Source organism: Spirillospora sp. CA-108201, assembly GCF_050936235.1.
Classification (GTDB): Bacteria; Actinomycetota; Actinomycetes; order Streptosporangiales; family Streptosporangiaceae; genus Spirillospora.
On record NZ_JBNJNE010000001.1, the window covers coordinates 5,739,499 to 5,762,985 of the forward strand.

Annotated in this window: 23 protein-coding genes; 18 read left to right on the forward strand and 5 right to left on the reverse strand. The window is 72.5% G+C overall.

The genetic code is table 11. The features are described 5' to 3' along the window. Positions 1 to 196: 196 nt before the first annotated feature. The 6 genes from ACQEU6_RS27655 (at position 197) to ACQEU6_RS27680 (ending at position 7,146) form a co-directional block, all read left to right on the forward strand. The gene (locus ACQEU6_RS27655) at positions 197 to 1,183 is read left to right on the forward strand and encodes an NAD-dependent epimerase/dehydratase family protein (RefSeq protein ID WP_499335974.1); all 987 of its coding nucleotides are present in this window, start codon (positions 197 to 199) and stop codon (positions 1,181 to 1,183) included. A gap of 21 nt (positions 1,184 to 1,204) precedes the next feature. Next, complete coding sequence (locus tag ACQEU6_RS27660; RefSeq protein WP_499335975.1) at positions 1,205 to 1,471, forward strand: acetamidase/formamidase family protein; 267 nt, start codon at positions 1,205 to 1,207, stop codon at positions 1,469 to 1,471. A gap of 205 nt (positions 1,472 to 1,676) precedes the next feature. Further along, entirely contained in the window at positions 1,677 to 3,302 is a 1,626-nt protein-coding gene (locus ACQEU6_RS27665; protein WP_499335976.1) for an alkaline phosphatase D family protein, read from the forward strand. 183 nt (positions 3,303 to 3,485) lie between these two features. After that, positions 3,486 to 4,859: a sigma-70 family RNA polymerase sigma factor gene (locus ACQEU6_RS27670; protein ID WP_499335977.1), complete on the forward strand. Its 1,374-nt coding sequence runs from the start codon at positions 3,486 to 3,488 to the stop codon at positions 4,857 to 4,859. A gap of 239 nt (positions 4,860 to 5,098) precedes the next feature. After that, positions 5,099 to 6,412, forward strand: a complete 1,314-nt coding sequence (locus ACQEU6_RS27675) for an NYN domain-containing protein (RefSeq protein WP_499335978.1) — start codon at positions 5,099 to 5,101, stop codon at positions 6,410 to 6,412. 86 nt (positions 6,413 to 6,498) lie between these two features. Next, positions 6,499 to 7,146 carry a tetratricopeptide repeat protein gene (locus ACQEU6_RS27680; protein WP_499335979.1) on the forward strand — a complete coding sequence of 216 codons (648 nt, stop codon included), beginning with the start codon at positions 6,499 to 6,501 and terminating at the stop codon, positions 7,144 to 7,146. 31 nt (positions 7,147 to 7,177) lie between these two features. Here the strand turns inward: ACQEU6_RS27680 and ACQEU6_RS27685 are convergent, their stop codons facing one another. Continuing rightward, the gene (locus tag ACQEU6_RS27685; RefSeq protein ID WP_499335980.1) at positions 7,178 to 7,702 is read right to left on the reverse strand and encodes a lipase family protein; all 525 of its coding nucleotides are present in this window, start codon (positions 7,700 to 7,702) and stop codon (positions 7,178 to 7,180) included. Positions 7,703 to 7,760: 58 nt separating this feature from the next. Between ACQEU6_RS27685 and pyrE the strand changes: the two genes are divergently transcribed. Continuing rightward, on the forward strand, positions 7,761 to 8,297 hold the full coding sequence (gene pyrE, locus ACQEU6_RS27690; RefSeq protein ID WP_499335981.1) for an orotate phosphoribosyltransferase: 537 nt from the start codon (positions 7,761 to 7,763) through the stop codon (positions 8,295 to 8,297). On the opposite strand, the gene ACQEU6_RS27695 is transcribed toward pyrE, so the two are convergent. Both ACQEU6_RS27695 and ACQEU6_RS27700 read right to left on the reverse strand, forming a co-directional pair. Continuing rightward, positions 8,298 to 8,699, reverse strand: a complete 402-nt coding sequence (locus ACQEU6_RS27695; protein ID WP_499335982.1) for a RodZ domain-containing protein — start codon at positions 8,697 to 8,699, stop codon at positions 8,298 to 8,300. 72 nt (positions 8,700 to 8,771) lie between these two features. Then, positions 8,772 to 9,497, reverse strand: a complete 726-nt coding sequence (locus ACQEU6_RS27700) for a DedA family protein (protein ID WP_499335983.1) — start codon at positions 9,495 to 9,497, stop codon at positions 8,772 to 8,774. A gap of 169 nt (positions 9,498 to 9,666) precedes the next feature. On the opposite strand from ACQEU6_RS27700, the gene fbaA reads away from it, so the two are divergent. The 9 genes from fbaA (at position 9,667) to ACQEU6_RS27745 (ending at position 17,989) form a co-directional block, all read left to right on the forward strand. Continuing rightward, a complete protein-coding gene (gene fbaA, locus ACQEU6_RS27705; protein ID WP_499335984.1) occupies positions 9,667 to 10,689 on the forward strand; it encodes a class II fructose-bisphosphate aldolase in 1,023 nt (340 codons plus the stop codon). 71 nt (positions 10,690 to 10,760) lie between these two features. Then, on the forward strand, positions 10,761 to 11,210 hold the full coding sequence (locus tag ACQEU6_RS27710; RefSeq protein ID WP_499335985.1) for a winged helix-turn-helix transcriptional regulator: 450 nt from the start codon (positions 10,761 to 10,763) through the stop codon (positions 11,208 to 11,210). A gap of 272 nt (positions 11,211 to 11,482) precedes the next feature. After that, positions 11,483 to 12,517 (forward strand): carboxymuconolactone decarboxylase family protein, encoded by a 1,035-nt coding sequence (locus ACQEU6_RS27715; protein WP_499335986.1) that lies wholly within the window; start codon positions 11,483 to 11,485, stop codon positions 12,515 to 12,517. A 43-nt stretch (positions 12,518 to 12,560) separates the two neighbouring features. Further along, the gene (locus ACQEU6_RS27720; protein WP_499335987.1) at positions 12,561 to 13,412 is read left to right on the forward strand and encodes a maleylpyruvate isomerase N-terminal domain-containing protein; all 852 of its coding nucleotides are present in this window, start codon (positions 12,561 to 12,563) and stop codon (positions 13,410 to 13,412) included. Positions 13,413 to 13,529: 117 nt separating this feature from the next. After that, positions 13,530 to 14,126: a TIGR03086 family metal-binding protein gene (locus ACQEU6_RS27725; RefSeq protein ID WP_499335988.1), complete on the forward strand. Its 597-nt coding sequence runs from the start codon at positions 13,530 to 13,532 to the stop codon at positions 14,124 to 14,126. A 52-nt stretch (positions 14,127 to 14,178) separates the two neighbouring features. Further along, positions 14,179 to 14,697, forward strand: a complete 519-nt coding sequence (locus ACQEU6_RS27730; RefSeq protein ID WP_499335989.1) for a GNAT family N-acetyltransferase — start codon at positions 14,179 to 14,181, stop codon at positions 14,695 to 14,697. Positions 14,698 to 14,737: 40 nt separating this feature from the next. Continuing rightward, complete coding sequence (locus ACQEU6_RS27735; protein ID WP_499335990.1) at positions 14,738 to 15,160, forward strand: DUF3151 domain-containing protein; 423 nt, start codon at positions 14,738 to 14,740, stop codon at positions 15,158 to 15,160. A 140-nt stretch (positions 15,161 to 15,300) separates the two neighbouring features. Further along, entirely contained in the window at positions 15,301 to 16,584 is a 1,284-nt protein-coding gene (locus tag ACQEU6_RS27740; RefSeq protein ID WP_499335991.1) for an adenylosuccinate synthase, read from the forward strand. A 562-nt stretch (positions 16,585 to 17,146) separates the two neighbouring features. Beyond that, positions 17,147 to 17,989: a glycerophosphodiester phosphodiesterase family protein gene (locus tag ACQEU6_RS27745; protein ID WP_499335992.1), complete on the forward strand. Its 843-nt coding sequence runs from the start codon at positions 17,147 to 17,149 to the stop codon at positions 17,987 to 17,989. A 48-nt stretch (positions 17,990 to 18,037) separates the two neighbouring features. Here the strand turns inward: ACQEU6_RS27745 and ACQEU6_RS27750 are convergent, their stop codons facing one another. After that, positions 18,038 to 19,516 carry an MFS transporter gene (locus ACQEU6_RS27750; RefSeq protein ID WP_499335993.1) on the reverse strand — a complete coding sequence of 493 codons (1,479 nt, stop codon included), beginning with the start codon at positions 19,514 to 19,516 and terminating at the stop codon, positions 18,038 to 18,040. A 65-nt stretch (positions 19,517 to 19,581) separates the two neighbouring features. Between ACQEU6_RS27750 and ACQEU6_RS27755 the strand changes: the two genes are divergently transcribed. Next, positions 19,582 to 20,550, forward strand: a complete 969-nt coding sequence (locus ACQEU6_RS27755) for a helix-turn-helix transcriptional regulator (RefSeq protein WP_499335994.1) — start codon at positions 19,582 to 19,584, stop codon at positions 20,548 to 20,550. 215 nt (positions 20,551 to 20,765) lie between these two features. On the opposite strand, the gene ACQEU6_RS27760 is transcribed toward ACQEU6_RS27755, so the two are convergent. After that, entirely contained in the window at positions 20,766 to 21,851 is a 1,086-nt protein-coding gene (locus ACQEU6_RS27760; RefSeq protein ID WP_499335995.1) for a magnesium and cobalt transport protein CorA, read from the reverse strand. A gap of 369 nt (positions 21,852 to 22,220) precedes the next feature. On the opposite strand from ACQEU6_RS27760, the gene purD reads away from it, so the two are divergent. Further along, a complete protein-coding gene (purD, locus tag ACQEU6_RS27765; RefSeq protein ID WP_499335996.1) occupies positions 22,221 to 23,471 on the forward strand; it encodes a phosphoribosylamine--glycine ligase in 1,251 nt (416 codons plus the stop codon). Positions 23,472 to 23,487 lie beyond the last annotated feature (16 nt).

A 23,487-nucleotide genomic window follows, 5' to 3' on the forward strand; every position in this document is an offset into this window, starting at 1 on the left:
ATCATGCATGGGGTATAAATACCGCCCGGTATGGCGGGCGGTCAGGATCGGTGCGAGGCGCCGCCCCCGGAATCGGCTCCCGCCGCGCCGCCGATTGGGGGTCGTCCGCAATCGCGCCCCACGGTGTCGCGGCGGCTGCTTGCGCTGTGAACGTGCAGGCATTCCGTACAGAACGTACAGAAGGCAGAGTTCTCCCATGAGGCTTCTGATGCTGGGCGGGACGGAGTTCGTCGGACGGGCCGTCACCGAAGAGGCTCTGGCTCGCGGCTGGGACGTCACGGTCTTCCACAGAGGGCGCCATGAGCCGCCCCAGGGCGCCCGGTCGTTGCACGGCGACCGCGCCGAGGAGGGTGGCCTCAAAGCGCTTGAGGACGGGGAATGGGACGCCGTCGTCGACACCTGGTCCGGCCCGCCGACCGCCGTCCGCGACTCGGCGCGCCTGCTCGACGGGCGCGTCGCGCGCTACGTCTACATCTCCAGCCGTTCGGTGTACCGGTTTCCGGAGCCGTCCGGGCTCGGCGAAGAAGCCGAGGTGGTCGACGGCTCCCCGGACGACGGCGAGGTCGACTACGCGGCGACGAAGCGCGGCGGGGAACTGGCGGCACTCGACGCGTACGGAGACGACGCCCTCCTGGTGCGGGCGGGCCTCATCCTGGGCCCGTACGAGAACATCGGGCGCCTGCCCTGGTGGCTGACGCGCATGGCCCGGGGCGGCGACGTCCTGGCCCCCGGCCCGCGCGACGCCGGCCTCCAGTACATCGACGTGCGGGACCTCGCCGTCTGGACCCTGGACGCCGTCGAGCGCGGGCTCGGCGGGCCCTACGACCTGGTCAGCCCTCCCGGCCACACGACGATGAGCGGGTTGCTCCAAGCCTGCGTCGACGTCACGGGGTCGAGCGCGGACCTCGTCTGGACGGACCCGGAAACGATCCTGGCAGCGGGGATCGAGCCGTGGACCGACCTTCCCGCCTGGCTCCCGCCTGGGGAGGCTTACGACACCCTGCATCGGGGCGACGTCGGCAAGGCGCTCTCCACGGGGCTTCGGTGCAGGCCCGTCCGGGAGACGGTCGCGGACACCTGGGCCTGGCTCCGGTCGATCGGCGGCACCGCTCCGCAGCGCCCCGACCGTCCCGTCGTCGGCCTGGCACCGGAGAAGGAGGACGAGGTCCTGGGCTCCCGCTGACCTCAGGCGAGCTGGGCGGACATGCGGGTGATCAGGGCGCGCAGCAGGGCCGGCTCCTCCCGGCCGACGCCTCCACGTCGACCTGATCAAGGGCGGCATGGAGAAGTACGGCGTCACCAACAACCCGACACCAACCTCTACAACGACGCCACCGTCGCCTACCGCAACGCCTGCCTCAACGCCGTCGAGTACCTCAAGACCTTCGGCTACAGCGGCGAGCAGGCGTCCCTGCTGCTCGGCGAGGGGCCGCGCCGCGCCGACCGGGGCCGGTGCGCCGTCTCCTCCTGAGCGAGGTGGGGGCGGCCTCCCTCCCGCCGCCCTCACCGCCTCGCGGCCCGGTCGCATGAACGTCGTGCGACCGGGCCGCACCGCGGGACGCCGCGCGATGTAAACGCGGGACGCCGCGCGATGTAAACGCGGGACGCCGCGCGATGGACACGCGGGACGCCGCGCGTTGGACATGGGGGGCGCCCGTCCGCTAGAGAGGCGTCCTATGACCGCTTTGGTACTCGGCCCCCACCTCCGGCACGTGAGCCACCGCACCGCGACGATCTGGGTGGAGACCGATCGCCCGTGCGAGGTCAGGATCGTCAACCGCGAGCAGGACCTGGACGCCGCCGCCCGCACGTTCACCGCGCACGGCCACCACTACGCCGTCGTCGAGATCGACGGGCTCGCGCCCGGGGCGCGGATCCCGTACGAGGTGGTCGCCGACGGCGAGACCGTCTGGCCCGAGGCGGGCGCGGGCTTCCCCCCGTCCCACATCAGGACCCTGCGCGAGCACGGCGAGCTGCGCATCTCCTTCGGCTCCTGCCGCCGCTCGCCCGGCACCGTGGAGGAGTACGGGCACGACGCCCTCACCGCGTTCGCCGACAGGCTCCGGACGGGCGGGGAGGACACCGTCTGGCCGGACGTCCTGCTCATGGTCGGCGACCAGGTGTACGCCGACGAGCTGACCCCCCAGATGCGCGAGTTCATCAGCGGCCGCCGCGCCCCGGGCTCCCCGCCCGACGGCGAGGTCGCCGACTACGAGGACTACACCCAGCTCTACAAGCTGGCCTGGCACGACGACCCGGCGGTCCGGTGGCTGCTGTCCACCGTCCCCACGTTCACGATCTTCGACGACCACGACATCCGGGACGACTGGAACACCTCCTACTCCTGGCGCCAGGAGATGTGGGCCCAGCCCTGGTGGAAGGCCCGCATCACGGGCGGCATCGGGTCGTACTGGATCTACCAGCACCTCGGGAACATGTCGCCACAGGACCGGGCGTCCGACCCCGTCTTCGAGGCCGTCCGGACGGCCTCCGACGAGACCGGCGACGCGGGCGACGTCCTGGACGCGTTCGCCGAGAAGGCCGACAGGCACCCCGAGACCATGCGCTGGAGCTACGCCCACGACTGGGCCGGCACGCGCCTGATCGTCGTCGACAGCCGGTGCTCCCGCCTGCTCACGGCCGACCGGCGCGGCATGCTCGACGACGACGAGTTCGCGTGGCTCGACGGCCGGTGCCAGGGCGGCATGGACCACCTGCTCATCGCCAGCTCGCTCCCCTACCTGCTGCCCATGGCGATCCACCACGCCGAGTCGTGGAACGAGGCCGTCGCCGAGGGCGCGTGGGGCAGGCGCGGCGCGGCGGTCGGCGAGAAGATCCGCCAGGCCGCCGACCTGGAGCACTGGGCCGCGTTCGAGCGGTCGTTCCGCGCCATCGCCGCCGGCGTCGTCGCCGTCGGGCGCGGGGAGCGCGGCCCGGCGCCCGCGAGCATCTCGTTCCTGTCCGGCGACATCCACTACTCCTACCTGGCGCGGATCACCCGGCCCGCCACCCAGTCGAAGATCACCCAGATCGTCTGCTCGCCCCTGCGCAACCCGCTGGAGGGCAAGTTCAGGTGGGCGAACCGCATCGCCTACTCGCGCACCGCCGGCCGGCCGTTCCGCTTCCTGGCGAAGCTGGCGAAGGTGCCCGCCCCGCCGATCAGGTGGCGGATGACGAACGGCCCCTGGTTCGACAACGCCATCGCCACCGTCGAGCTGTCCGGGCGCGAGTGCGGCGTGCGCTGGGAGACGCCCGGGACCAGCGGCACGATGTCCGAGATGGGGCGCGCGGGCATCACCTGACGGACGGGTGCGTTCGTCTCACCCCCTCGATGAAACGAACGCACCCGCCGCGTGGACGGCCCCGCCCAAGACGCCGTCCACACCCCTCCAACGGCGCGGTGTCCCGGCTATGACGCGACTCGCGCAGACATCTGTGACCAAAATGAGCGACAACAGGTGGTCAATCAGTCACAATCAGCAAGCATGGAGCCAGGGGACGACGACGTGACGGAGGCGGGCGACGCCGGCCCCAGCGATGCCGCGCTCATCTCCCGGACCCGCGAGGGCGACGACGCCGCCTACGGAACGCTCTACGAGCGCCACCTGCCCGCCGCGCGCGGGCTCGCGAACCATCTGGCCGGGCGCGACGCCGCGGAGGACGCCGTCCAGGACGCGTTCGCCAAGGTCCTCGCCGTGCTCAAGCGCGGCGGCGGGCCCGACTCCGGGTTCCGGCCCTACCTGCTCACGGCGGTGCGGCGGACGGTCTACGACCGGCAGCGCGCCGACCGGCGCGTCCACCACACCGGCGACATCCAGGCGTACGACGTCGCGGAGCCCTACGACGACCCCGCGGTCGAGGAGCTGGAACGTTCGATGGTCGCGCGGGCGTTCCTGTCGCTGCCCGAGCGGTGGCGGACCGTCCTCTGGCACACCGAGATCGAGGACGGGAAGCCCGCCGACGTCGCCCCCATCCTCGGCCTGACCGCGAACGGCGCCGCCGCGCTCGCCTACCGGGCCCGCGAGGGGCTGCGGCAGGCCTACCTCCGGATGCACATGGTCGGCCTCGACGCCGACGACGTCTGCCGTCCCGTCCTCGACAAGCTCGGCGCCTACGTCCGCGAGGCGCTGCCGGGCCGCGACTCCCGCCGGGTCAAGCGGCATCTGGACGGCTGCAAGCGCTGCAAGGGCCTCCACGGGGAGCTCGCGCAGGTGAACACCGCCCTGCGCGACGTCATCGGCCCGCTGGTCCTGGGCTCGGCGAGCACCGCCTACCTGGCGTCCAGAGCCGGCTTCTTCCTGTGGGTGCGGCACCTGCCCAGGCGGCAGCAGCAGATGTTCGCCGGGACCGTGGTGGCCGTCGCCGGGACCATGGCGCTCACCCTGACGCTCGTGTCCGACGAGCGGCCTGCACCGCGCACACCGCCGCCCGCCGCCGAGCCGGCCGCCCCGGCCGCCGCCCGTCCGACCGCCGCGAAGCCGCCCGCGGCCAGGCCGCCCGCCCCCAAGCCGCTCGCGAAGCGGCGCGTTCCCGTCCGCCCGGCGGCAGAACCCCGGGCGAGGCCGCCCCGCCCAGCGCCGAAGCCCCGGGCGAGGCCGCCGCACGTGATCAAGCCCGCCGCGCCCCACCCGAAGGCGCCCGAACCCATCGAATTCCCGGGAGGACTGCTGGTCCACATCGATCTGCGGGTGCCGCTGCTGTCGACCGAGGTGCGCGTCCACCTCGACATCGACACGCCGGTCGGCGATCTCCGCTCCATACGGAACCGCGCCGCCTCCTCCGGCGCCGCGCACGGTCACGGCCGCCATCCGGGGTTGAAGCGAGGGTCGCGGGCACGCCTGGACCGAACCCGCTCCTGATTCTTCCCGTAAAGATCCTTCGGATGGGTCGGACGGAGCCCGAAGGGCTGGTAGCGTCCGCCGCGGCTCCCCATTCCTTGTTACCGAGGAGTCGCCAACCGACGGCTTGCCATGAAAGAGTGGCGAATCGCCGTAACGGCCTGCCGGGCAGACGGGCTTCACTACGCTATAAGCGCCCGGTGCCGCTACGCCGAAATGGGCACGCTGTGAGCTCCCGTGTTGAGGAAGGACGGTGCCGCATGGATCGCTGCGCGCTGTTCGTGGACGCCGGCTACCTGCTGGCGGACGGTGCCATGGCGGTACACGGCACGCGCCATCGCGAGACCGTCTCGTGGGATTTCGGCGGCCTCCTGCAACTCCTCGGCAACCTCGCGAGGGAACGCACCGGCATGCCGTTGCTGCGCTGCTACTGGTACGAGGCGACGGTCGAGGGGCGCCGCAACCCCGAACACGACGCGCTGGCCGACCTGCCCGGCCTCAAGCTGCGGCTCGGCCGGATCCGCCCCGGCCGCCGCGAGGGCGTCGACACCGAGATCCACCGCGACCTGATGACCCTGGCCCGCAACTCCGCGCTCGCCGACGCCGTCGTGGTCAGCGGCGACGAGGACCTCGCCCAGGCCGTCGCCGACGCCCAGGACCTCGGCGTCCGCGTCACGGTCGTGCACGTCGCCGTCGACGGCAACTGGACGATCTCCCGGGTGCTGCGCCAGGAGTGCGACGACCTCATCGAGATCGGCTCCGGCCACCTGCGCCCCTACGTCAACCTGCTCGCCGGCGTCGACGGGGGCTCCTCGCTCGGGACGAGCCCGCTGTCCAACGGGCACGGCGCCACGAACGGGCACGCCGCCCCGCTCGGCCCGCTCCAGACCGGCTCGAACCACGGGCCGCCCCCCGCGTCCCCGCTGAGCATCCCGCCCGCGACGCCCGCCCCGTCCCCGGCCGTCCGCGACCTCGGCCCGGCCATGACCGGCGGGCTGGGCGGCGCGTCCTCCCCGGCCGGCCCCGGCGTCGGCACCGGCCCCATGCCGCTGCCCGGCGGCACCGGCGGCGGGCTCGCCGGATCGTCCTACGGCTCCGGCGCGCTGCCGCTCCCGCCGCACCCGGCCCCGGCGGCCGGGCCGTCCTCGACGCAGGCCCCGTCCCCGCCGCCGCCGGCCCCCAGCCCGCAGTACACCTCCTCCCCCATCCCGGCGCCCTCCCCGCCGCCTCCGCCGCAGACCGTCCCGTCGCAGACGGCGCCGTCCGGCGGCCAGCACGGCCCCTACACCGGCCCGCAGCAGATCTCCCCCCTCCCGGTGCAGCAGACGCCGAGCCTCTCGGACGCCGTCAAGGCCGCCCATCAGGAAGGCCAGGACTTCGGCGAGTCCGTCGCCCGCGACGCCCCCGCGCTGTGGCTGGAGGCCGTCCTCGCCCGCAAGCCGCGCATGCCGTCCGACCTGGAGGCCCGGCTCCTGCAGGGCTCCTCGCTGCCCATAGACTTCCTCCTGCACGACGAGGTCCGCCACGCCCTGCGCCGCGGCTTCTGGGACGCGCTGGAGCGTTCGCGCAGGTGACCTGACGTCCCGTCATTAGCACCGGTATTCCACGATCATCATCGATTCGCCCGCTTCGGCCGGGCGGTGCCGGGTAGCGTTGAACCGTGACGCATGTGACGGAAGACGATCTCGACGATCTGGAGTTCGACACCCTGCGCACCGGCGATCACATCTCGGCGGCGCGCCGGCTGTCCGAGCTGGCCGAGTCGGTGTCCGGCGGGGTGTCACGCGCCAACGTCCTGCTGCGCGCCGGGGAGCAGTGGCAGCACGCCGGCGACCACGCCAGGGCGGCCGAGCTGTACCGCAGGGCCATGGAGGACGGCGGCGACACCTACGGCGACCCGCGCGCCTATCTCGCCGACGCGCTCTTCGAGCTGGGCCACGCGGACGAGGCCCGCGCCCTGGTCGACCAGATCCGCGCCGACAAGCCGCGCGACCCCGAGGTGTACCGCGCCGTCGCCGAGGTCCTCTACGCCCAGGGCGACGCCACCGGCGCCCACGAGTGGGCCACCAGCGGCGCCGACGTCGTCCTCGCGCTCCGCGACCGCGCCGTGGGCACGGGCATGGGCGGCGGTCCCGACGAGGCCCCGTCCCCCGACGCCGACTCCCTCACCCCCGGCCTGGACGACGTCGCCCTGGCCGAAGACAGCCTTGAGGCCCTCCTCCGCCTCCGCTACCGAGCCCGCATCGACCTGGGCCGGAGCGAAGATGACTACGACGCCCTCTTGGACGACCTCCTGAAGAACGGGTAGAGGTCTCTGCCCAAGGGGCGACCCCTGGGAGTCACAACCGAGTCATGAGTTCGCTCAGGGCTTGGGCCGCTGCGGTCGGGGGGTCGTGTTCGGTCACCGGCCAGCCGCGCAGGTGCGCCTCTCTGACGGCCTGGTCGTGCTCGGGGGAGGCGGAGCGGTCCGAATGGGTGCGGAGGTAGCCGCAGGGCGCCTCCGGCCAATCTGGGGCCGTGGGGAGGCCGTCCTGCGGGGCGTCGTGGTCGTGCCGCGCCGGGCGTGGGAGATCGGCGTCGACGAAGACGTAGGCGCCCACGGGGCGGTGGGCGGCGCGCTGGGCCAGGCCGATGCCGGGCAGCAGCGGGCCGGCGGCGCCGTGGGCCACGAGGACGAGCGGGGGCACCGGGTCGGTCGCGGTGATGGTGAGCGAGACGCGGGCGATGTAGCGGGGGCCTCCGTCGTCCGGGACGTCCGGCGCCACCACGTCCAGGCCGTACGAGCGGAGCATCTCGGGGAGGTCGCCCCAGGAGGCCGCGGTGGCGCCGGGGGCGTGCAGCAGGACGACGGTTCCGGGTGTCACCCCGCGAACGTACACGGCGGCGGCGGAGCGCGTACGCAAGGTGAATAGGGTTCTGCACGTGAGCGATCGTGATGAACTGCTGCAGAAGATCAAGGACAAGGCCGTGGTGCACGGGGACTTCGTGCTGTCCTCGGGCCGGCGGGCGTCCTGGTACGTGGACCTGCGCCGGGTGACGCTGGACGGGGCCGCGGCCCCGCTGGTGGGACGGGTCATGCTGGACGAGACCGCCGACCTCGACTACGAGGCCGTGGGCGGCCTCACGCTCGGGGCGGACCCGGTGGCCGCCGCGATGCTGCACGCGGCGGCGGCGCGCGGACGGGCGCTGGACGCGTTCGTCGTCCGCAAGGCGGGCAAGGCCCACGGGTTGCAGCGCCGCATCGAGGGGCCGGACGTGGCGGGCCGCCGCGTCCTCGCGGTGGAGGACACCTCGACGACGGGCGGTTCGGTCCTCACGGCGGTGGAGGCGCTCCGCGAGGCGGGGGCGGAGGTGGTGGCGGTCGCGACGATCCTGGAGCGCGGCGCGGCCGGCCGGATCGCCGAGGAGGGGCTGGAGTACCGGCGCCCCTACGAGGTCGCCGACCTCGGTCTCGGCTAGCTAGCGGGCCTTGACGAGCCACTGGGCGCGCTGCCCGTTCGGCTGGCGGGGCTGGACCTTGCCGTAGATCGCGACCTGCAGGGAGCCGCCGTTCTGGGCGACGACCTGCAGGGGCGCCTCCTTGAACTGGAGGGTGTCGCCGGTGTTGAGCGTGCTGTTGGCGAGCACCTTGCCGCCGGCGTCGGCGACGCGGACGACGACGGTGGTGGGCTGGCCGGTCACGCGGATGACCAGGGGGAGCGGCGCCGCGGGCGACGTCGTGGTCTCGTTGCTGCTCGGCGTGGTCCGGCCGCGGTCACCCGATGGCGAGGCCGCTGACGCCGGTCCCTTCTTGTCGGGCTCGCTCATGATCGCGTTGACCAGGGCCATGCCCCCGACGATGAGCAGGGCCAAGGCGGCCATCACGGCCAAGGCCGCGATGACTATGCGCGCGAGACCCCTAGGGTCCGACCGGTGACGTCCCACATGGGGAGGTTAGCGATAACTGTCACCGCTGAGCGACGGACGGGACTCTTCCGGCCCATTCTTATTCGGACCGTGGTCCGCTTTGCGGCCCTTCAGAACCTCCCGAATGATCGGAATCACCGAAAGAACCAGGATGACCGCTACGCCCGGGAGGATGTACTTCTCAACGTCGGGCACTTCGGACCCGAGGAAGTGGCCGAGGAGGAACAGGGCGTCCGTCCAGACGATGCCGCCGATCGCGTTCCAGACGAAGAACTTCTTCGCGTCCATGCCGAGCATCCCGGCGAGCGGGTTCAGGAACGTCCGGACAATCGGGATGAACCGGGCCAGCACCACCGCCTTCGCGGGGCCGAACCGGTTGAAGTAGTACTCGGCCTTCTCCACCCACTCCTGCTTGAAGATCCGGGAGTCCGGCCGGTCGAAGAGCTTGCGGCCGTAGCGGGCGCCGAGGAAGTGGCCGAGCTGGGCCCCGGCGATCGCCGCCACCGGGCCGCCGACCAGCAGCCAGGGCAGCGACAGCGGCTGGAACGCCTGGCCGTTGACGGTCGAGACCGCCGTGAGGATCCCCGCCGTGAACAGCAGCGAGTCGCCCGGGAGGATGCAGCCGATCAGCAGACCGGTTTCCGCGAAGATGATGGCGAGCACGCCGATCGTCGCGAATGTGCCGAAGAGCTGCAGCCACGCGGTGGGGTGCAGCCATTCGGTGATGTCAAGGGGAAGGGCAGTGAGATCCACACCGCGAGCGTACCTTTCCCCGCGCTTCGATTAGGCGAGATACTGGGCGAGGACGGCATGCCCGACCCGGAAACCGCGTGACCTGGGCAGTCACTGGGTACGCGGACGTCCGGGAGCTACCGCCCGGCCGGATGCCCGGCGGCACCCTGCGTAAGAGAGGACGCTGACAATGCCCATCGCAACGCCCGAGGTCTACGCGGAGATGCTCGACCGTGCGAAGCGCGACGGCTTCGCCTTCCCCGCGATCAACGTGACGTCCAGCCAGACGCTGAACGCCGCGCTGCGCGGGTTCGCGGAGGCCGAGAGCGACGGCATCGTGCAGGTGTCCACCGGCGGAGCCGACTACCTGTCCGGTTCCACGGTGAAGGACATGGTCACGGGCGCGACCGCGCTGGCCGAGTACGCCCGGGTCGTGGCGGCCAAGTACCCGGTGAACATCGCCCTGCACACCGACCACTGCCCGAAGGACAAGCTGGACGGCTTCATGCGGCCGCTGGTGAAGATCTCGCAGGAGCGGGTGGCGCGCGGCGAGGAGCCGCTGTTCCAGTCGCACATGTGGGACGGATCCGCCGTCGAGCTGCACGAGAACCTGCGGATCGCCGCCGACCTGCTGGAGGAGTGCGCCAAGGCCCGGATCATCATGGAGATGGAGATCGGGGTCGTCGGCGGCGAGGAGGACGGCGTCGCCAACGAGATCAACGAGAAGCTGTACACGACGCCGGGCGACGCGCTCGCCACCGCCGAGGCCGTCGGCGTGGGCGACAAGGGCCGCTACATCCTGGCCGCGACGTTCGGGAACGTCCACGGCGTCTACAAGCCGGGCTCGGTCAGGCTGCGTCCCGAGGTGCTCAAGGAGATCCAGGACGCGGTCGGCGCCGAGTACGGCAAGGACAAGCCGTTCGACCTGGTGTTCCACGGCGGCTCGGGCTCCACGCTGGAGGAGATCCGGGAGGCGGTGTCGTACGGCGTCGTCAAGATGAACATCGACACCGACACCCAGTACGCCTTCACCCGTCCGGTCGCCGAGCACATGTTCCGCAACTACGACGGCGTGCTCAAGGTCGACGGCGAGGTCGGCAACAAGAAGCAGTACGACCCGCGCTCGTGGGGCAAGGCGGCGGAGACCGCGATGGCCGCCCGCATCGTCGAGGCCGCCGAGAACCTCCAGTCCGCCGGCCAGAAGCTGAAGTAGCGGAGCGGGGCGGGGGCCGCACGGCCCCCGCCCCGCCCGTTGCCTGACGAAACTCGGGTACGCTCGGAAGCGTGGCACTGCCCCGCACGTACGACTCGCAGAACTGCTCGGTCGCCCGCTCGCTGGAGGTCGTCGGCGACCGCTGGACGATGCTGGTGATCCGCAGCGCCTTCCAGGGCGTGCGGCGCTTCGACGACTTCCAGGACGTCCTGGGCGTGGCCCGCAACGTCCTCACCGACCGGCTCAACCGGCTCTGCGACGAGGGCATCATGCGCCGCGTCCCGTACCAGCAGCGGCCGGAGCGGCACGAGTACCGGCTGACCCGCAAGGGCGTGGAGCTGTGGCCCGCGGTCATGACCCTGATGATGTGGGGCGACCGCCACTACGCGCCGGACGGGCCGCCCCTGGTCATCGGCCACCGGGACTGCGACGGCACGCTGACCCCCGCCTTCACGTGCGACTCCTGCGGCGCGCAGCTCGGCCCCGCCGACGTGGCCCCCCGCCCCGGCCCCAGCGCCTGAGTCGGCCGGACGCCCCGCTCCGGCCGGAGCCGGGCTCGCGGCGCCGCCCTCCCTTTCCGGACGGTCCGAGACGCCCTCGGGGACTCGCGGTTCACGCCGGGACGGCTGTGCTTCCCGCCCTCCCTCGGTACCATCCGAGCGCAGACGCGCACCGAGGACGGCAGTGCGCGGCCGGGCGTGGAGATGAAAGAGATGCTCAAGCGCTGGCAGTCGCGGCTGCCCGCCTTCGCCACCGGCGGTTCCGCCGCGTCCCGCGGCCGGACGGCGGCACGATGAACAACAATCTGGTCCGGGTGGCCCGGCGCGGTGCGGAGGAGCAGATCGCGCACGTCGCGCTCGTCCGGCACGCCGCCGCCGAGGGACTCGTCGCACGGGTCTACGACCAGCTCGAACGGGACTTCGGCATCCTCGCGCCGCCGGTGATCCTGCACTCCCCCGTCCCGGACCTGCTCGCCGCGGCGTGGACGATGCTGCGCGAGACGCTGGTCGCGACGGGGAAGGCCGACCGCGCGGCCAAGGAGGCCGCCGCCGCGGCGGTGTCGCTCGGCAACTCCTGCCCCTACTGCGTGGCGGCGCACAGCACCACGCTGCACGGCCTCGTACGCGGGCGCGACGCCGCCGCCATCGCCGCGGGCAGGCTGAACGAGATCGGCGACCCGCGGATCCGCGCGATCGCCGAGTGGGGCGTGCGGTTCGGCACGCCCGAGGCCCCCGACCGGCCGTTCCCGCCCGAGCAGGCGCCCGAGATCGTCGGCACCGCCTTCGTCTTCCACTACTACAACCGGATGGTCAACATCTTCCTGGGCGAGTCGCCGTTCCCCCCGAACGCCCCGGTCCGGGCGCACGGCGCGATGAGCCGGGTGGTGGGGCGCCTGATGGCCGCGAGCTCGCGCGCCGACCACGCCCCCGGCGGCTCCCTCGACCTGCTGCCGCCCGCGCCGGCGTCCGGCGACCTGCCCTGGGCGGCGGGCGGCGAGGTGATCGCCGACGCGTTCGCGCGGGCCTCGGCGGTCATCGGCCGGGCGGGCGAGCGGGTGGTGCCGGGGCCCGTCCGGGACCTGCTGGCCGCCGAGCTCGCCGGGTGGGACGGGCGCACGGCCGAACCCGCGCGGATCGACGCGGCCGTGGCCGGGCTGCCCGCGGCGGACCGTCCCGCCGGGCGCCTCGTGCTGCTGACCGCGCTCGCCTCGCACCGGGTCGGCCCGGCGGTCGTCGCGGAGTTCCGCCGCGACGACGGCGCGGACGCCCGCCTGCTGGAATGCCTCGCCTGGGCCGCGTTCACCGCCGCGCGGGCGGCGACGGCCTGACCGAGCCCTTGCCCGGTCCATGGGAAATTGCGACCATCGGGGCATGGTGGTGCGGCTCACCGAAGAGAACTGGGCGGCGACCCGGACGTATCTGCGCGAGACCGGAGACCGGTTCGCCGGGCTGCTGACCTCGCCCGCTTCCGCGACGAAGGCCACCGCCGCCTGGACGGTCACCGACGTGGCGGCGCATGTCGCCACCCTCGCACGGCTCTATCACCACATGGTCGATCCCGCCGGTTGCGACGATCCCCTGGCCGTGTCCGACGACCTCGTCCGGAGCACGATCGTCGATACGGTCGACCTGGCGAACGAGGAACTGCTGCGCCTTTTCCCCGAGCGCGATCCGCGGGCGCTCGCGGACGTCCTGCTGCGCGACATCGACCGGATCCTGACGGCGACGCGGGACGCCGACCCCGCGGCGGCGCTGCCCTGGCTGGGCGGCTCGCGGGTCCCGCTCGGCGGGCTGCTGGCGCACCTGCTCAACGAACTCCAGATCCACGGGCGCGACATGGCCCGGCCCATGGGCGAGCGCTGGGACGTCCCGCCGCGGGAGGCGGCCCCCTTCTTCGAGATGTTCCTCGTCGGGGTGACCGAGTACGGATACGGGCGGCTGCTGGACGGCCACGGTCCCGCGCCCGCCGGGCGGATCGCCATCGAGTTCCGCTCCGACCACACCGCCCCCGTGGTGATGGCGATGACCGACGGGTTCGTCACCGTGGAGGAGCCCGGCGACCGCCCCGACGTGCGGCTGTTCTTCGACCCGACGGCCCTGAACCTGATGCTCTTCGGACGGATCACCAGGGCGCGGGCGGTGCTGAGCAGGAAGGTCGTCATCCGGGGCCGGCGGCCCTGGGTGCTCCCCGCGTTCCTGCGGATCGTGCGTCTTCCCTCGTGATCGCCGGCGGCCCGCTCTCACCGGCCTCCGCGAGAGGCGGTCGGCCGCGCCCACCGATGACTTCCCGCCGCGGAGAAGGTCTATACAGGTGATCATCCCAGCGAGCCGAGGAGCCGCATGCGTGAGGCGACCGGCGCATCCGCGCCCCTCCGATCGAACGCGCGCATCCTGGAGCGCTCGGTCGGCTTTCTCCTGACCTCCGTCCAGCCCGTCACAGAGCGGATGCTCACCTGGCCGACACCGTGCGCGGCCTGGGATCTCAACATGCTGCTGCTGCACGTGAGCGACTCACTGGCGGCGGTGTACGAGGGCCTGGCGGCGGGCCGGGTCGGGCTCCGTCCGGTCGTCGCCGACCCTTCCGGCGACCCGGTGTCGGCGCTGCGCGTCCGCGCCGTCCGCGTGCTCCGCCACGCGCTGGCCTCCTCCGGCCGTCCGGACCCGGGCGCGGCGATCGGCGACCTGTGCCTCCCCGGCGGGACGGTGGCCGGCGCGGGCGCCCTGGAGGCGGCCGTGCACGGCTGGGACGTCGCGCGGGCGACCGGGGCGGGACGTCCCATTCCCGCGGACCTGGCCGCCGACCTCCTGGAGGTGTCGGGGGCCCTGGCGCCCCCCTGCGCCCGAGGTCCGCTGTTCGGCGAGCCGGTGGACCCCGGCCCGCACGCGTCGCCCGGCGACCGCCTCGTCGCCTTCCTCGGCCGCCGTCCGACGGCCTGAGGACGCCCGCCCCAGGTTGCTTCACACAACTTTGTGCGGTCCAATGAGTTGTGTGAAGCAACTCGATGTGCGCACCGTCGCCCGCACCGTGCCCGACGACGTCCGGATCCGCCCGTACGGCGTCACCGACCGCGACCGCGTGCGGCGGATGTCGGACCGGCTGTCGCCCGCCAGCCTCTACACGCGCTTCTTCTCCGGCACGCCCCGCATCCCCGACCACTACGTCGGCCTCCTGGAGGGCCTCGACCACTGGGACCGCGAGGCCCTCGTCGCGCTGGACGGCGACGAGATCCTCGGCATCGCCGAGTACGTCCGCGACGCCGCGCGCACCTGGCGGGCCGACCTCGCCGTCCTGGTCGCCGACCCCTGGCAGCGCCGCGGCCTCGGCAGCGCCCTCGTCGGCCGCCTGTCCGAACTCGCCGGACGGCGCGGCATCACCGAGTTCGACGCCGACGTCATCCTCACCAACCGCCAGGCGCTCATGTTCGTGCGGAGCGGCTGGCCTGCGGCCCGCTCCACCAGGGACGGCGGCTCCGCCCACTTCCGCCTGCCGCTCCCCGTGACCGCCTGACCCCGGCCGGGTTGAATCCGGACGGGGGCGCCCGCTTACCATGACCCGCATGACCCAGAACCTGCTCGGCGGCCCCGCTCCGACCGAACTTCCGGACAACGTCGAGGCCCGGACGGCCCTGGAGGAGGGCGTCGACCCGTTCGAGGTCGCCGCGCGCCACCCGGACCACCCGGGCGCGTGGGCCGAGCTGGCCGACCGCTCCTTCGCCAAGGGCAGCGTCATCGACTCCTACGCGTTCGCCCGCACCGGGTACCACCGCGGGCTGGACCAGCTGCGCCGGGCGGGCTGGAAGGGCCACGGCCCCATCCCCTGGGAGCACGAGCCGAACCGCGGCTTCCTGCGCGCCCTGCACGCCCTCGCCCGGGCCGCCGCCGCCATCGGCGAGGAGTCCGAGGCCGAGCGCTGCAAGACCTTCCTCCGCGACAGCAGCGCCGAGGCCGCGGACGCGCTCAACGGCTCCTGACGCACGGGACGGTCCGCCGCCCGGCGGACCGTCCACGGCCTCCGGTTTCTTTGTCGCCCGCCTGCGGGTACGCTTTGATCGCAAGAGGCCCCTTCGCCCTTGCGGCGACCGGGGCCTTCGTCGTGGGAAGGAAAAGTGGCATGCCTGCCATCGTTCTTGTCGGTGCCCAGTGGGGAGATGAGGGCAAGGGCAAGGCGACAGACCTGCTCGGCGGGGACGTCGACTACGTCGTCCGCTACCAGGGCGGCAACAACGCGGGCCACACGGTGGTCATCGGCGACAAGAGCTACGCGCTGCACCTGCTGCCGTCCGGAGTGCTGTCGCCCGACGTCATCCCCGTGATCGGCAACGGCGTGGTGATCGACCCGGCCGTGCTGCTCCAGGAGATCGACGGCCTGCGGGACCGCGGCATCGGCTGCGAACGCCTGCTGATCTCGGCGAACGCGCACCTGATCATGCCGCACCACCGCGCCCTCGACAAGGTCACCGAGCGCTACCTCGGCAAGGCCCGGATCGGCACCACCGGCCGCGGCATCGGCCCCACCTACGCCGACAAGATCAACCGGATGGGCATCCGCGTCCAGGACCTGTTCGACCCGAACATCCTCACGCAGAAGCTCGACCTGGCCCTGCGCGAGAAGAACCAGGTCCTGACGAAGGTCTACAACCGCCGCCGCATCGAGACCGGGCCGATCGTCCAGGAGTACCTGGCCTACGGCGAGCGCCTCAAGCCGTTCGTCGCCGACACCACCCTCGTCCTGAACAAGGCGCTGGACGACGGCAAGGTCGTCCTGCTGGAGGGCGCGCAGGGCACGCTGCTGGACATCGACCACGGCACGTACCCGTTCGTGACCTCGTCCAGCCCCACGGCCGGCGGCGCGTGCGCGGGCTCCGGCGTCGGCCCCACCAAGATCAGCCGCGTGATCGGCATCCTCAAGGCCTACACGACCCGCGTCGGCTCCGGGCCGTTCCCCACCGAACTGCTGGACGAGCAGGGCGAGTACCTGCGCACCACCGGCGGCGAGTACGGCGTCACCACGGGCCGCGACCGCCGCTGCGGCTGGTTCGACGCCGTGATCGCCCGTTACGCCACCCGCGTCAACGGCATCACCGACTACTTCCTGACGAAGCTGGACGTCCTGTCCGGCCTGGAGCAGGTCCCGGTGTGCGTGGCCTACGAGGTCGACGGCGTCCGGGTGGACGAGCTGCCCACGACCCAGACCGAGTTCCACCACGCCAAGCCCGTCCTGGAGTACCTGGACGGCTGGCAGGAGGACATCACGGCCGCCCAGAAGTTCGAGGACCTCCCCGCCAACGCGCAGGCCTACGTCCGCGCGCTGGAGGAAATGTCCGGCGCCCAGATCTCCGCCATCGGCGTCGGCCCCGGCCGCGACCAGACCCTCTCGCTGAGGGATCTGGTTTGAATTGCTTTTTCTCCTCCTTCGGGCCTAGCGGCCCTGCTGTGCTTATGGCGGCGCCCTCCTCCTTCGGGCCTGGAGGCCCTCCATCGTCGGGCACTGCGGGCGATCGCCGGCATCGCTTCGACTCGCCTTGCGGCTCGCTGCGCGATCAGATTCTTGCTTCGCTTGAATCTGCCTTCGGACGCGATCGCGGCCCCCAGGTCGTCGCTGGTTGCGGCGCCGGCTGAGCGTGGTGATTCAGGCGACGCACTTTGGGCTTGATGGTTCAGAGGACGCAGGCTGGGCTTCAGGATTCGGACGACGCGGGCTGGGCTTGGTGGTGCAGGCGACGCGCGGGGGCTCGGTGATTCGGGCTGCGCGGGTTGGGCTGCGCGTTTCGGGCGATGCGGGTTGGGCTGATGATCCGGTCAGCCCAGGCTGAGCCTGGCGACTCGGGCAGCGTGGGCTGAGCGTGGCGACTCAGAGGGCGCGGGGTGGGGCCGGGCGTGTGTTGGACGGGTTGGGTTGGGTTGGCGGCCAGGTGCCCGTGGCCGCGCGTTCGGTGACGGGCGGTAGCGTGCGGTCGGTGATCTCTTGCGTCGAGGTGCACGGACATCGCGGGGCGCGCGGCCTGCGTCCGGAGAACACCCTGCCCGGCTTCGCCCACGCCCTCGACCTCGGCGTCGACGTGATCGAGCTGGACGTGGGCCTGTCCTCGGACGGCGTGGTCGTCCTCGGGCACGACCAGGTGCTCTCCCCGGCCGTCCTCGCCGACACGGGCCCCGCCTGGCCGGGCGACCCCGCCTACCCCTACCTCGGCCGGTCCGTCCGCGAACTGTCCCTCGCCCAGCTGCGGACGCTCGACGCGGGCCTCGGCTGCGCGGCTGCGCCGATGCCCGGCACCCGCATCCCCACGCTCGCCGAGGCATGCGCCCTGCTGGCCCCCACAGGCGTCAGGATCTCCGTAGAGCTCAAGACCGACCCTTCCTGGACCGGCGAAGAGGTGGAGCTCCTGACGGCCTCTGTGGCGGCCGTCCTGAAGGCCTTCGGCTGCACCGAGCGCTCCCAGCTCCTGGCCTTCGACTGGCGCGTCCTCGCCGAGGCCCGACGCCACTATCCGGACCTGGGCCGCGTCGCCCTGATGCAACGCAAGACCCTCACCCCGGAAACCGCCTGGCTGGCAGGCCACCCCCCGACCGACCCGGTGGCCGCCGCCTTCACGCTCGGCGCCACCGCGGTCTCCCCCGAGCACCACATCACCACGCCCGCCCTGATAGACCAGGCCCACGCCCTGGCTCTCCCGGTCATCGTCTGGACGGTCAACACCCCCGCCGAGATGACCCGCTTCATCACCTACGGCGCGGACGCGATCGTCACCGACTACCCGGACCGCCTCAAGTCCCTCCAGGCCCCAACCCCCGCCCTCTGAGAAATCACGACCCGCCCCTCGTGGGAAACCGCGGAGCGGCAAGGTTCTCTACTCGGCGTGCTCGACCGCGGCTTTCGGGAGCCCGAGCATCACCACCGCCGTGATCAGGTAGAGCGCGGCGGAGATGATCAGGACGATGCCGAGCGCGTGACCGTAGCCGGGCGGCGCCGGCGCTCCGGTGGACGAGCCGGTGACGTTCCCGAAGAAGATCGTGCCGAGGACGGCGATGCCGACGGCGCCGCCGATCTGGTTGACGGTGGAGAGCACCCCGCCCGCCGCGCCCGCGTTGCGTCCGGGGACGCCGGCGAGGACGACGTTGACGAGAACGGGTGCGGCGAGACCGAGCCCGAGGCCGCCGATGAGGAGTGCCAGGGCGAGCAGCCGGTATCCGGGATCGTCGCCGTCCCTGACGAACCACCACAGGAAGAGCTGGGATGCCGCGATGGTGAGCGAGCCGCTGATCAGGAGCGTCCGGCCGGCCCTGGCCGCGAGGGCGACACCGAGGCCGGAGGTGATGATCGAGCCGAGCGCGTACGGAAGGATCACCAGGCCGGTCTCCCACGCGGATCGGCCGGTTCCGTTCTGGAGGTAGACCGAGAGGGTGAGGAAGGACGACCCGATGCCTCCGAAGAAGAGCGTCGAGGCGCCGAGGCCGACCGCGAAGGCACGGATTCTCAGCAGGGCCGGGTCGAAGACGGGTTCGCCTCCGCGTCCGGCGAGGCGGCGCTCGTGGGCCAGGAAGATCGCCACCATGACGACCGCGGCCGCGAGGAGGGCATGGCTGACCCAGGTCCATCCCCATGACTCGGTCTGGATGACCGGCAGCAGCAGGAGCAGGATGCCCGCGCCCGCGAGGAGAGCGCCGCGCAGGTCCGGTGGCGCGGCCCCGGCGGAGCGGGATTCCGGCAGGACCTTCGCGCCGATGGTGAGCGCCAGGACGGAGACGGGCACGTTGATCCAGAAGATCGTGCGCCAGCCCAGGCCGAACAGGTCGGCGTCGACGAGCAGCCCGCCCAGCAGCGGGCCCGCGACCGAGGCGAGGCCCTGGACCGCTCCGTAGGCGCCGAACGCCTTGGCGCGCTCGCCCGGAGCGAACGACGCACGGATGATGCCGAACACCTGCGGGACCATGATCCCGGCGGTCAGTCCCTGCCCGGCCCGCATGCCGATGAGCATCACCGGATCGACGGCCAGCGCGCACAGCGCCGAGGTGACCATGAACCCGGCCATGCCGATCACGAAGAGCCGCCTGCGGCCGTACTGGTCACCGAGCCGTCCACCGGTGATCAGGCCCGCGCCCAGGGCGAGGGTGTAGGCGGCGATCGTCCACTGGATCTGGGCGTCGCCGGCGCCCAGATCCCGGGCGATCGCCGGGGCCGCGACGGTGACGATCGTCGCGTCGAGAAGGTCCATGAAGGAGCCGAAGAGCACCACCAGCAGCGCCGTGGTCGCGCCGGCGCCGGCGATGAGGGGCGGGGAGTCCTCGAAGGTGCGCGTGCCCTCTGGGGGGCTCGGTGAATCGGTCATGCCGGCCACCATCGTCGGCATAGTTGCCATCGAGTGACCGCTGTCGGCGCGATAATCGCGGAATCATGGCTGCCACCTCCGCGCGGACGCTCAAGCTGCTGTCCATCTTCGGAATCGGTGCGACCCTGACCGCCGGGGAGCTCGCCACCCGGCTCGGAACGTCGGTGAGAACCGTGCGCCGGGACATCGACACGCTCCGGGACCTCGGATACGACATCGAGGCCGTCCGCGGAGCGGGCGGGGGATATCGGCTCGGTCGCGCCTCCCGCCTGCCGCCGGTCGTCTTCGACGAAGACCAGGCAGTCGCCGCGGCCGTCGCGCTCCAGACCGTGCCCGCGGTCCTGTCCGGCATCCGCGGGAACGCGGCCCGGGCTCTCGCCACACTGCACCGGGCGATGCCCGCGCGCAGCCGCCTGCACGCCGAGGCGTTCACCGTCTCCTCGGCCCGCAACTACTGGGAGTTCCCCGCGCCGCCGATCGACGTCGAGATCGTTCGTGCCGTCGGCAGCGCGATCCACCGGCGGCACCTCGTTCGCGTGGACTACACCGGTGACGGCGAACCCGTCACGCTCACGCTGGAGCCGCACGACCTCGTGGTCTGGGCCGCACGCTGGTACCTGGTCGCCTTCGACCCGGATGCGGACCGGTGGCGCGCGATGCGCGTGGACCGCATCGAACCGCACATGCCCACGCACGCGCCTTTCGACCGGCGTGAGCCGCCGCACCGCGATCCCGTCGCCTTCGTCATGACCGCGCACGACCGCGGGGACGCCGCCGCCGACTGGCAGTGCCGCGGCTCGGCCGTCCTCGCCCTCCCCGCCTCCACCGTCGCCCGGTTCGCCCCCGGCGGGTCATCGGTCGGATACCTCACCGAAACCACGTGCCGGCTCACCCTCGGCGCATGGTCATGGCCGGGACTGGCGGGCCTGCTCCTCACCTTCGACGCCGACATCACCGACATCGAACCGGCCGAGCTCAGGCAGGCCCTGCACTCCCTGCGCACCCGGATCAGCAGGGCCCTCCACCCCGGGTGACCCAGACGGTGACCGCATCGGCGCACGGACCCCAGCCGGCACCGCAACCCCGCAGCAACCTCAACGGTTGCGATCGCGTCCGAAGGCAGATTCGAGCGAAGCAAGAATCTGATCGCGCAGCGAGCCGCCAGGCGAGCCGGAGCGATGCCGGCGATCGCCCGCTTTCTCGACGATGGAGGGCCGCCAGGCCCGAAGGAGGAGAGAAATGCCAGAAACTACAGCCAGCCGTTTCTGCGGAAGCCTCGGTAGAGGGCGAAGCAGGCGAGGGAGATGACGCTGAGGATCATGGGGTAGCCGTACTGCCAGCGGGTTTCGGGCATGTGGTCGAAGTTCATGCCGTAGACGCCGGCGATGGCGGTGGGGACCATGAAGATGGCGCCCCAGGCGGAGATCTTGCGCATGTCCTTGTTGTCGGCGACGGTGACCTGGGTCATGTGCGCCTGGAGGATGGGGTTGAGGAGCTCGTCGTAGGACTCGACCTGCTCGCGGACGCGGGTGAGGTGGTCCTCGACGTCGCGGAGGTACTCCTTGATCTCGGCCGGGACGAAGCGGCGGCCGGTGAGGTTGCGCAGGGGGCCGGCGAGGGGGCCCACGGCGCGCTTGAGCTGGATGACCTCGCGCTTGAGCCGGTAGATGCGGCGGGACTCGTCGGTGCGCTCGGGGGAGAAGACGGCCTCCTCGACCTCGTCGATGTCCTCCATGACGGCGTCGGCGACGCCGACGTAGCCGTCCACGACGCGGTCGGTGACGGCGTGCAGGACGGCGGCGGGGCCGTGGGCGAGGCGCGCGGGGTCCTTCTCCAGGTCGCGGCGGACGGGGCCGAGCGCGCCGTGGGCGCCGTGCCGGACGGTGACGACGAAGTCGGGGCCGCAGAACAGCATGATCTCGCCGGTCTCGACGACCTCGGCGCCGCCGGGGCCGCTGGAGACGTAGCCGACGGTCTTCATGACGACGAAGTGGACGTCGTCGTAGCGTTCGAGCTTGGGGCGCTGGTGGGCGTGGATGGCGTCCTCGACGGCGAGCGGGTGCAGGCCGAAGACCTCGGCGAGGTCGGCGAGCTCGCCGGCGGACGGCTCGTGGAGGCCGACCCAGACGAAGCCGGCGCTCTCGCCGTCGGGGACGAGCCGGCCGTCGCGGACGAGGCGGACGGCGTCGGCGACGGTGTCGGTGCAGACGCGGTGGCCGTCGATGTAGGCGGCCCAGTCGATGACGGCGGAATCGCGGTTCGGAGCCTGCACGCCGCTGGGGCGGCCGCGGGTCTTGAACAGTACGCGGCTCGGGCGGACTCGTGTCATGGCCATGGAGGTGCTCCTAACCCGCCGGCCACGCACGTAGCGCGCGCTCAACCCAAGCTGGTCAGCGAAGGGAGCGCGCGAGAGCGACGGCCGGGCGCCAGATGGAGGCGGACGGTGGAACAGTCCTGCTCGGACTGTGAGGGTTCTCCGGCGAACTGCAAGTATCACCAGGACTCATCCCGACCACCTCCTTTCGGGCACCTCGACACCGGGCGGTCAAGCCCGTGGCAGCCTACCAGCCGAAATGTAGGACGCCGCCCGGATCGGTGAGGTTCACACGTCTCCGGTGTGATGGCGGCCTCACCCCGCTGCATGCCCCTCCTCGCAGGGGTTACACGCGCCCGGCGCGGGGCGGGGGACCAGTAGGCTCGCGACGTGCGAGTACTCGTCCTTGGATCGGGTGGCCGCGAGCATGCGCTCGTCCGCGCCCTGCACCGCGACCCTGCCGTCACCGCCCTCCACTGCGCCCCGGGCAACCCGGGCACGGCCGAGATCGCGGACAACCACCAGCTCGATCCGACGAACCGCACGGCGGTGGTGGAACTGGCCGCGCGGCTCGGGGTGGGCCTGGTCGTCATCGGGCCGGAGGCCGTGCTGGTGGCCGGGGTCGGCGACGCCCTGCGCAAGGCGGGCATCCCCTGCTTCGGGCCGGACCGGGCCGCCGCCAGGATCGAGGCGTCCAAGGCCTTCGCGAAGGAGGTCATGGCCGCGGCGGGCGTCCCGACGGCCGACTCGCGGGTCTGCGAGTCGAGCGGGCAGGCCGAGGAGGCGCTCGACGCCTTCGGCCCGCCCTACGTGGTGAAGGACGACGGGCTGGCGGCCGGGAAGGGCGTGGTCGTCACCGAGAGCCGCGACGAGGCGCTGCGGCATGCCGACGCCTGCGACCGCGTCGTGGTCGAGGAGTACCTGGACGGCCCGGAGGTCTCCCTGTTCGCGCTGTGCGACGGGCAGCACGCCGTCCCGCTGCTGCCGGCGCAGGACTTCAAGCGCGCCCACGACGGCGACGAGGGCCCGAACACCGGCGGGATGGGCGCCTACACGCCGCTGCCCTGGGCCCCGCCCGACCTGGTGGACGAGGTCATGTCCACGGTCGTCCAGCCCACCGTGGACGAGTTGCGCCGCCGCGAGACCCCGTACGTCGGCGTCCTGTACGCCGGGCTCGCGCTGACGTCCCAGGGCGTGCGGGTGGTCGAGTTCAACGCGCGCTTCGGCGACCCCGAGACCCAGGTGGTGCTGGACCGCCTGGCCACCCCGGTCGCCACGCTGCTCCAGGCCTGCGCCATCGGCGGGCTCGACCCGAGCCTGCGCCTCGAATGGCTGCCGGGCGCGGCAGTCACGGTGGTCGTGGCCGCCGAGGGCTACCCGGCCGCCCCGGCGAAGGGCGACGAGATCACCGGCCTGGACGAGGCCGCCGCGGTCGAGGGCGCCTACGTCCTGCACGCGGGCACCGCGCTCGGCGGCGAGGGGCGGCCGGTCGCGAGCGGCGGGCGCGTCCTCAACGTCGTCGGCACCGGGCCCGACCTCGCCGCCGCCCGCGCCGGCGCCTACGAGGCCGTCTCCAGGATCGGCCTGCGCGGATCCCACCACCGCACCGACATCGCCCTGAAGGCGATCTCCACGCCTTGATCATCTGACGGGTCGG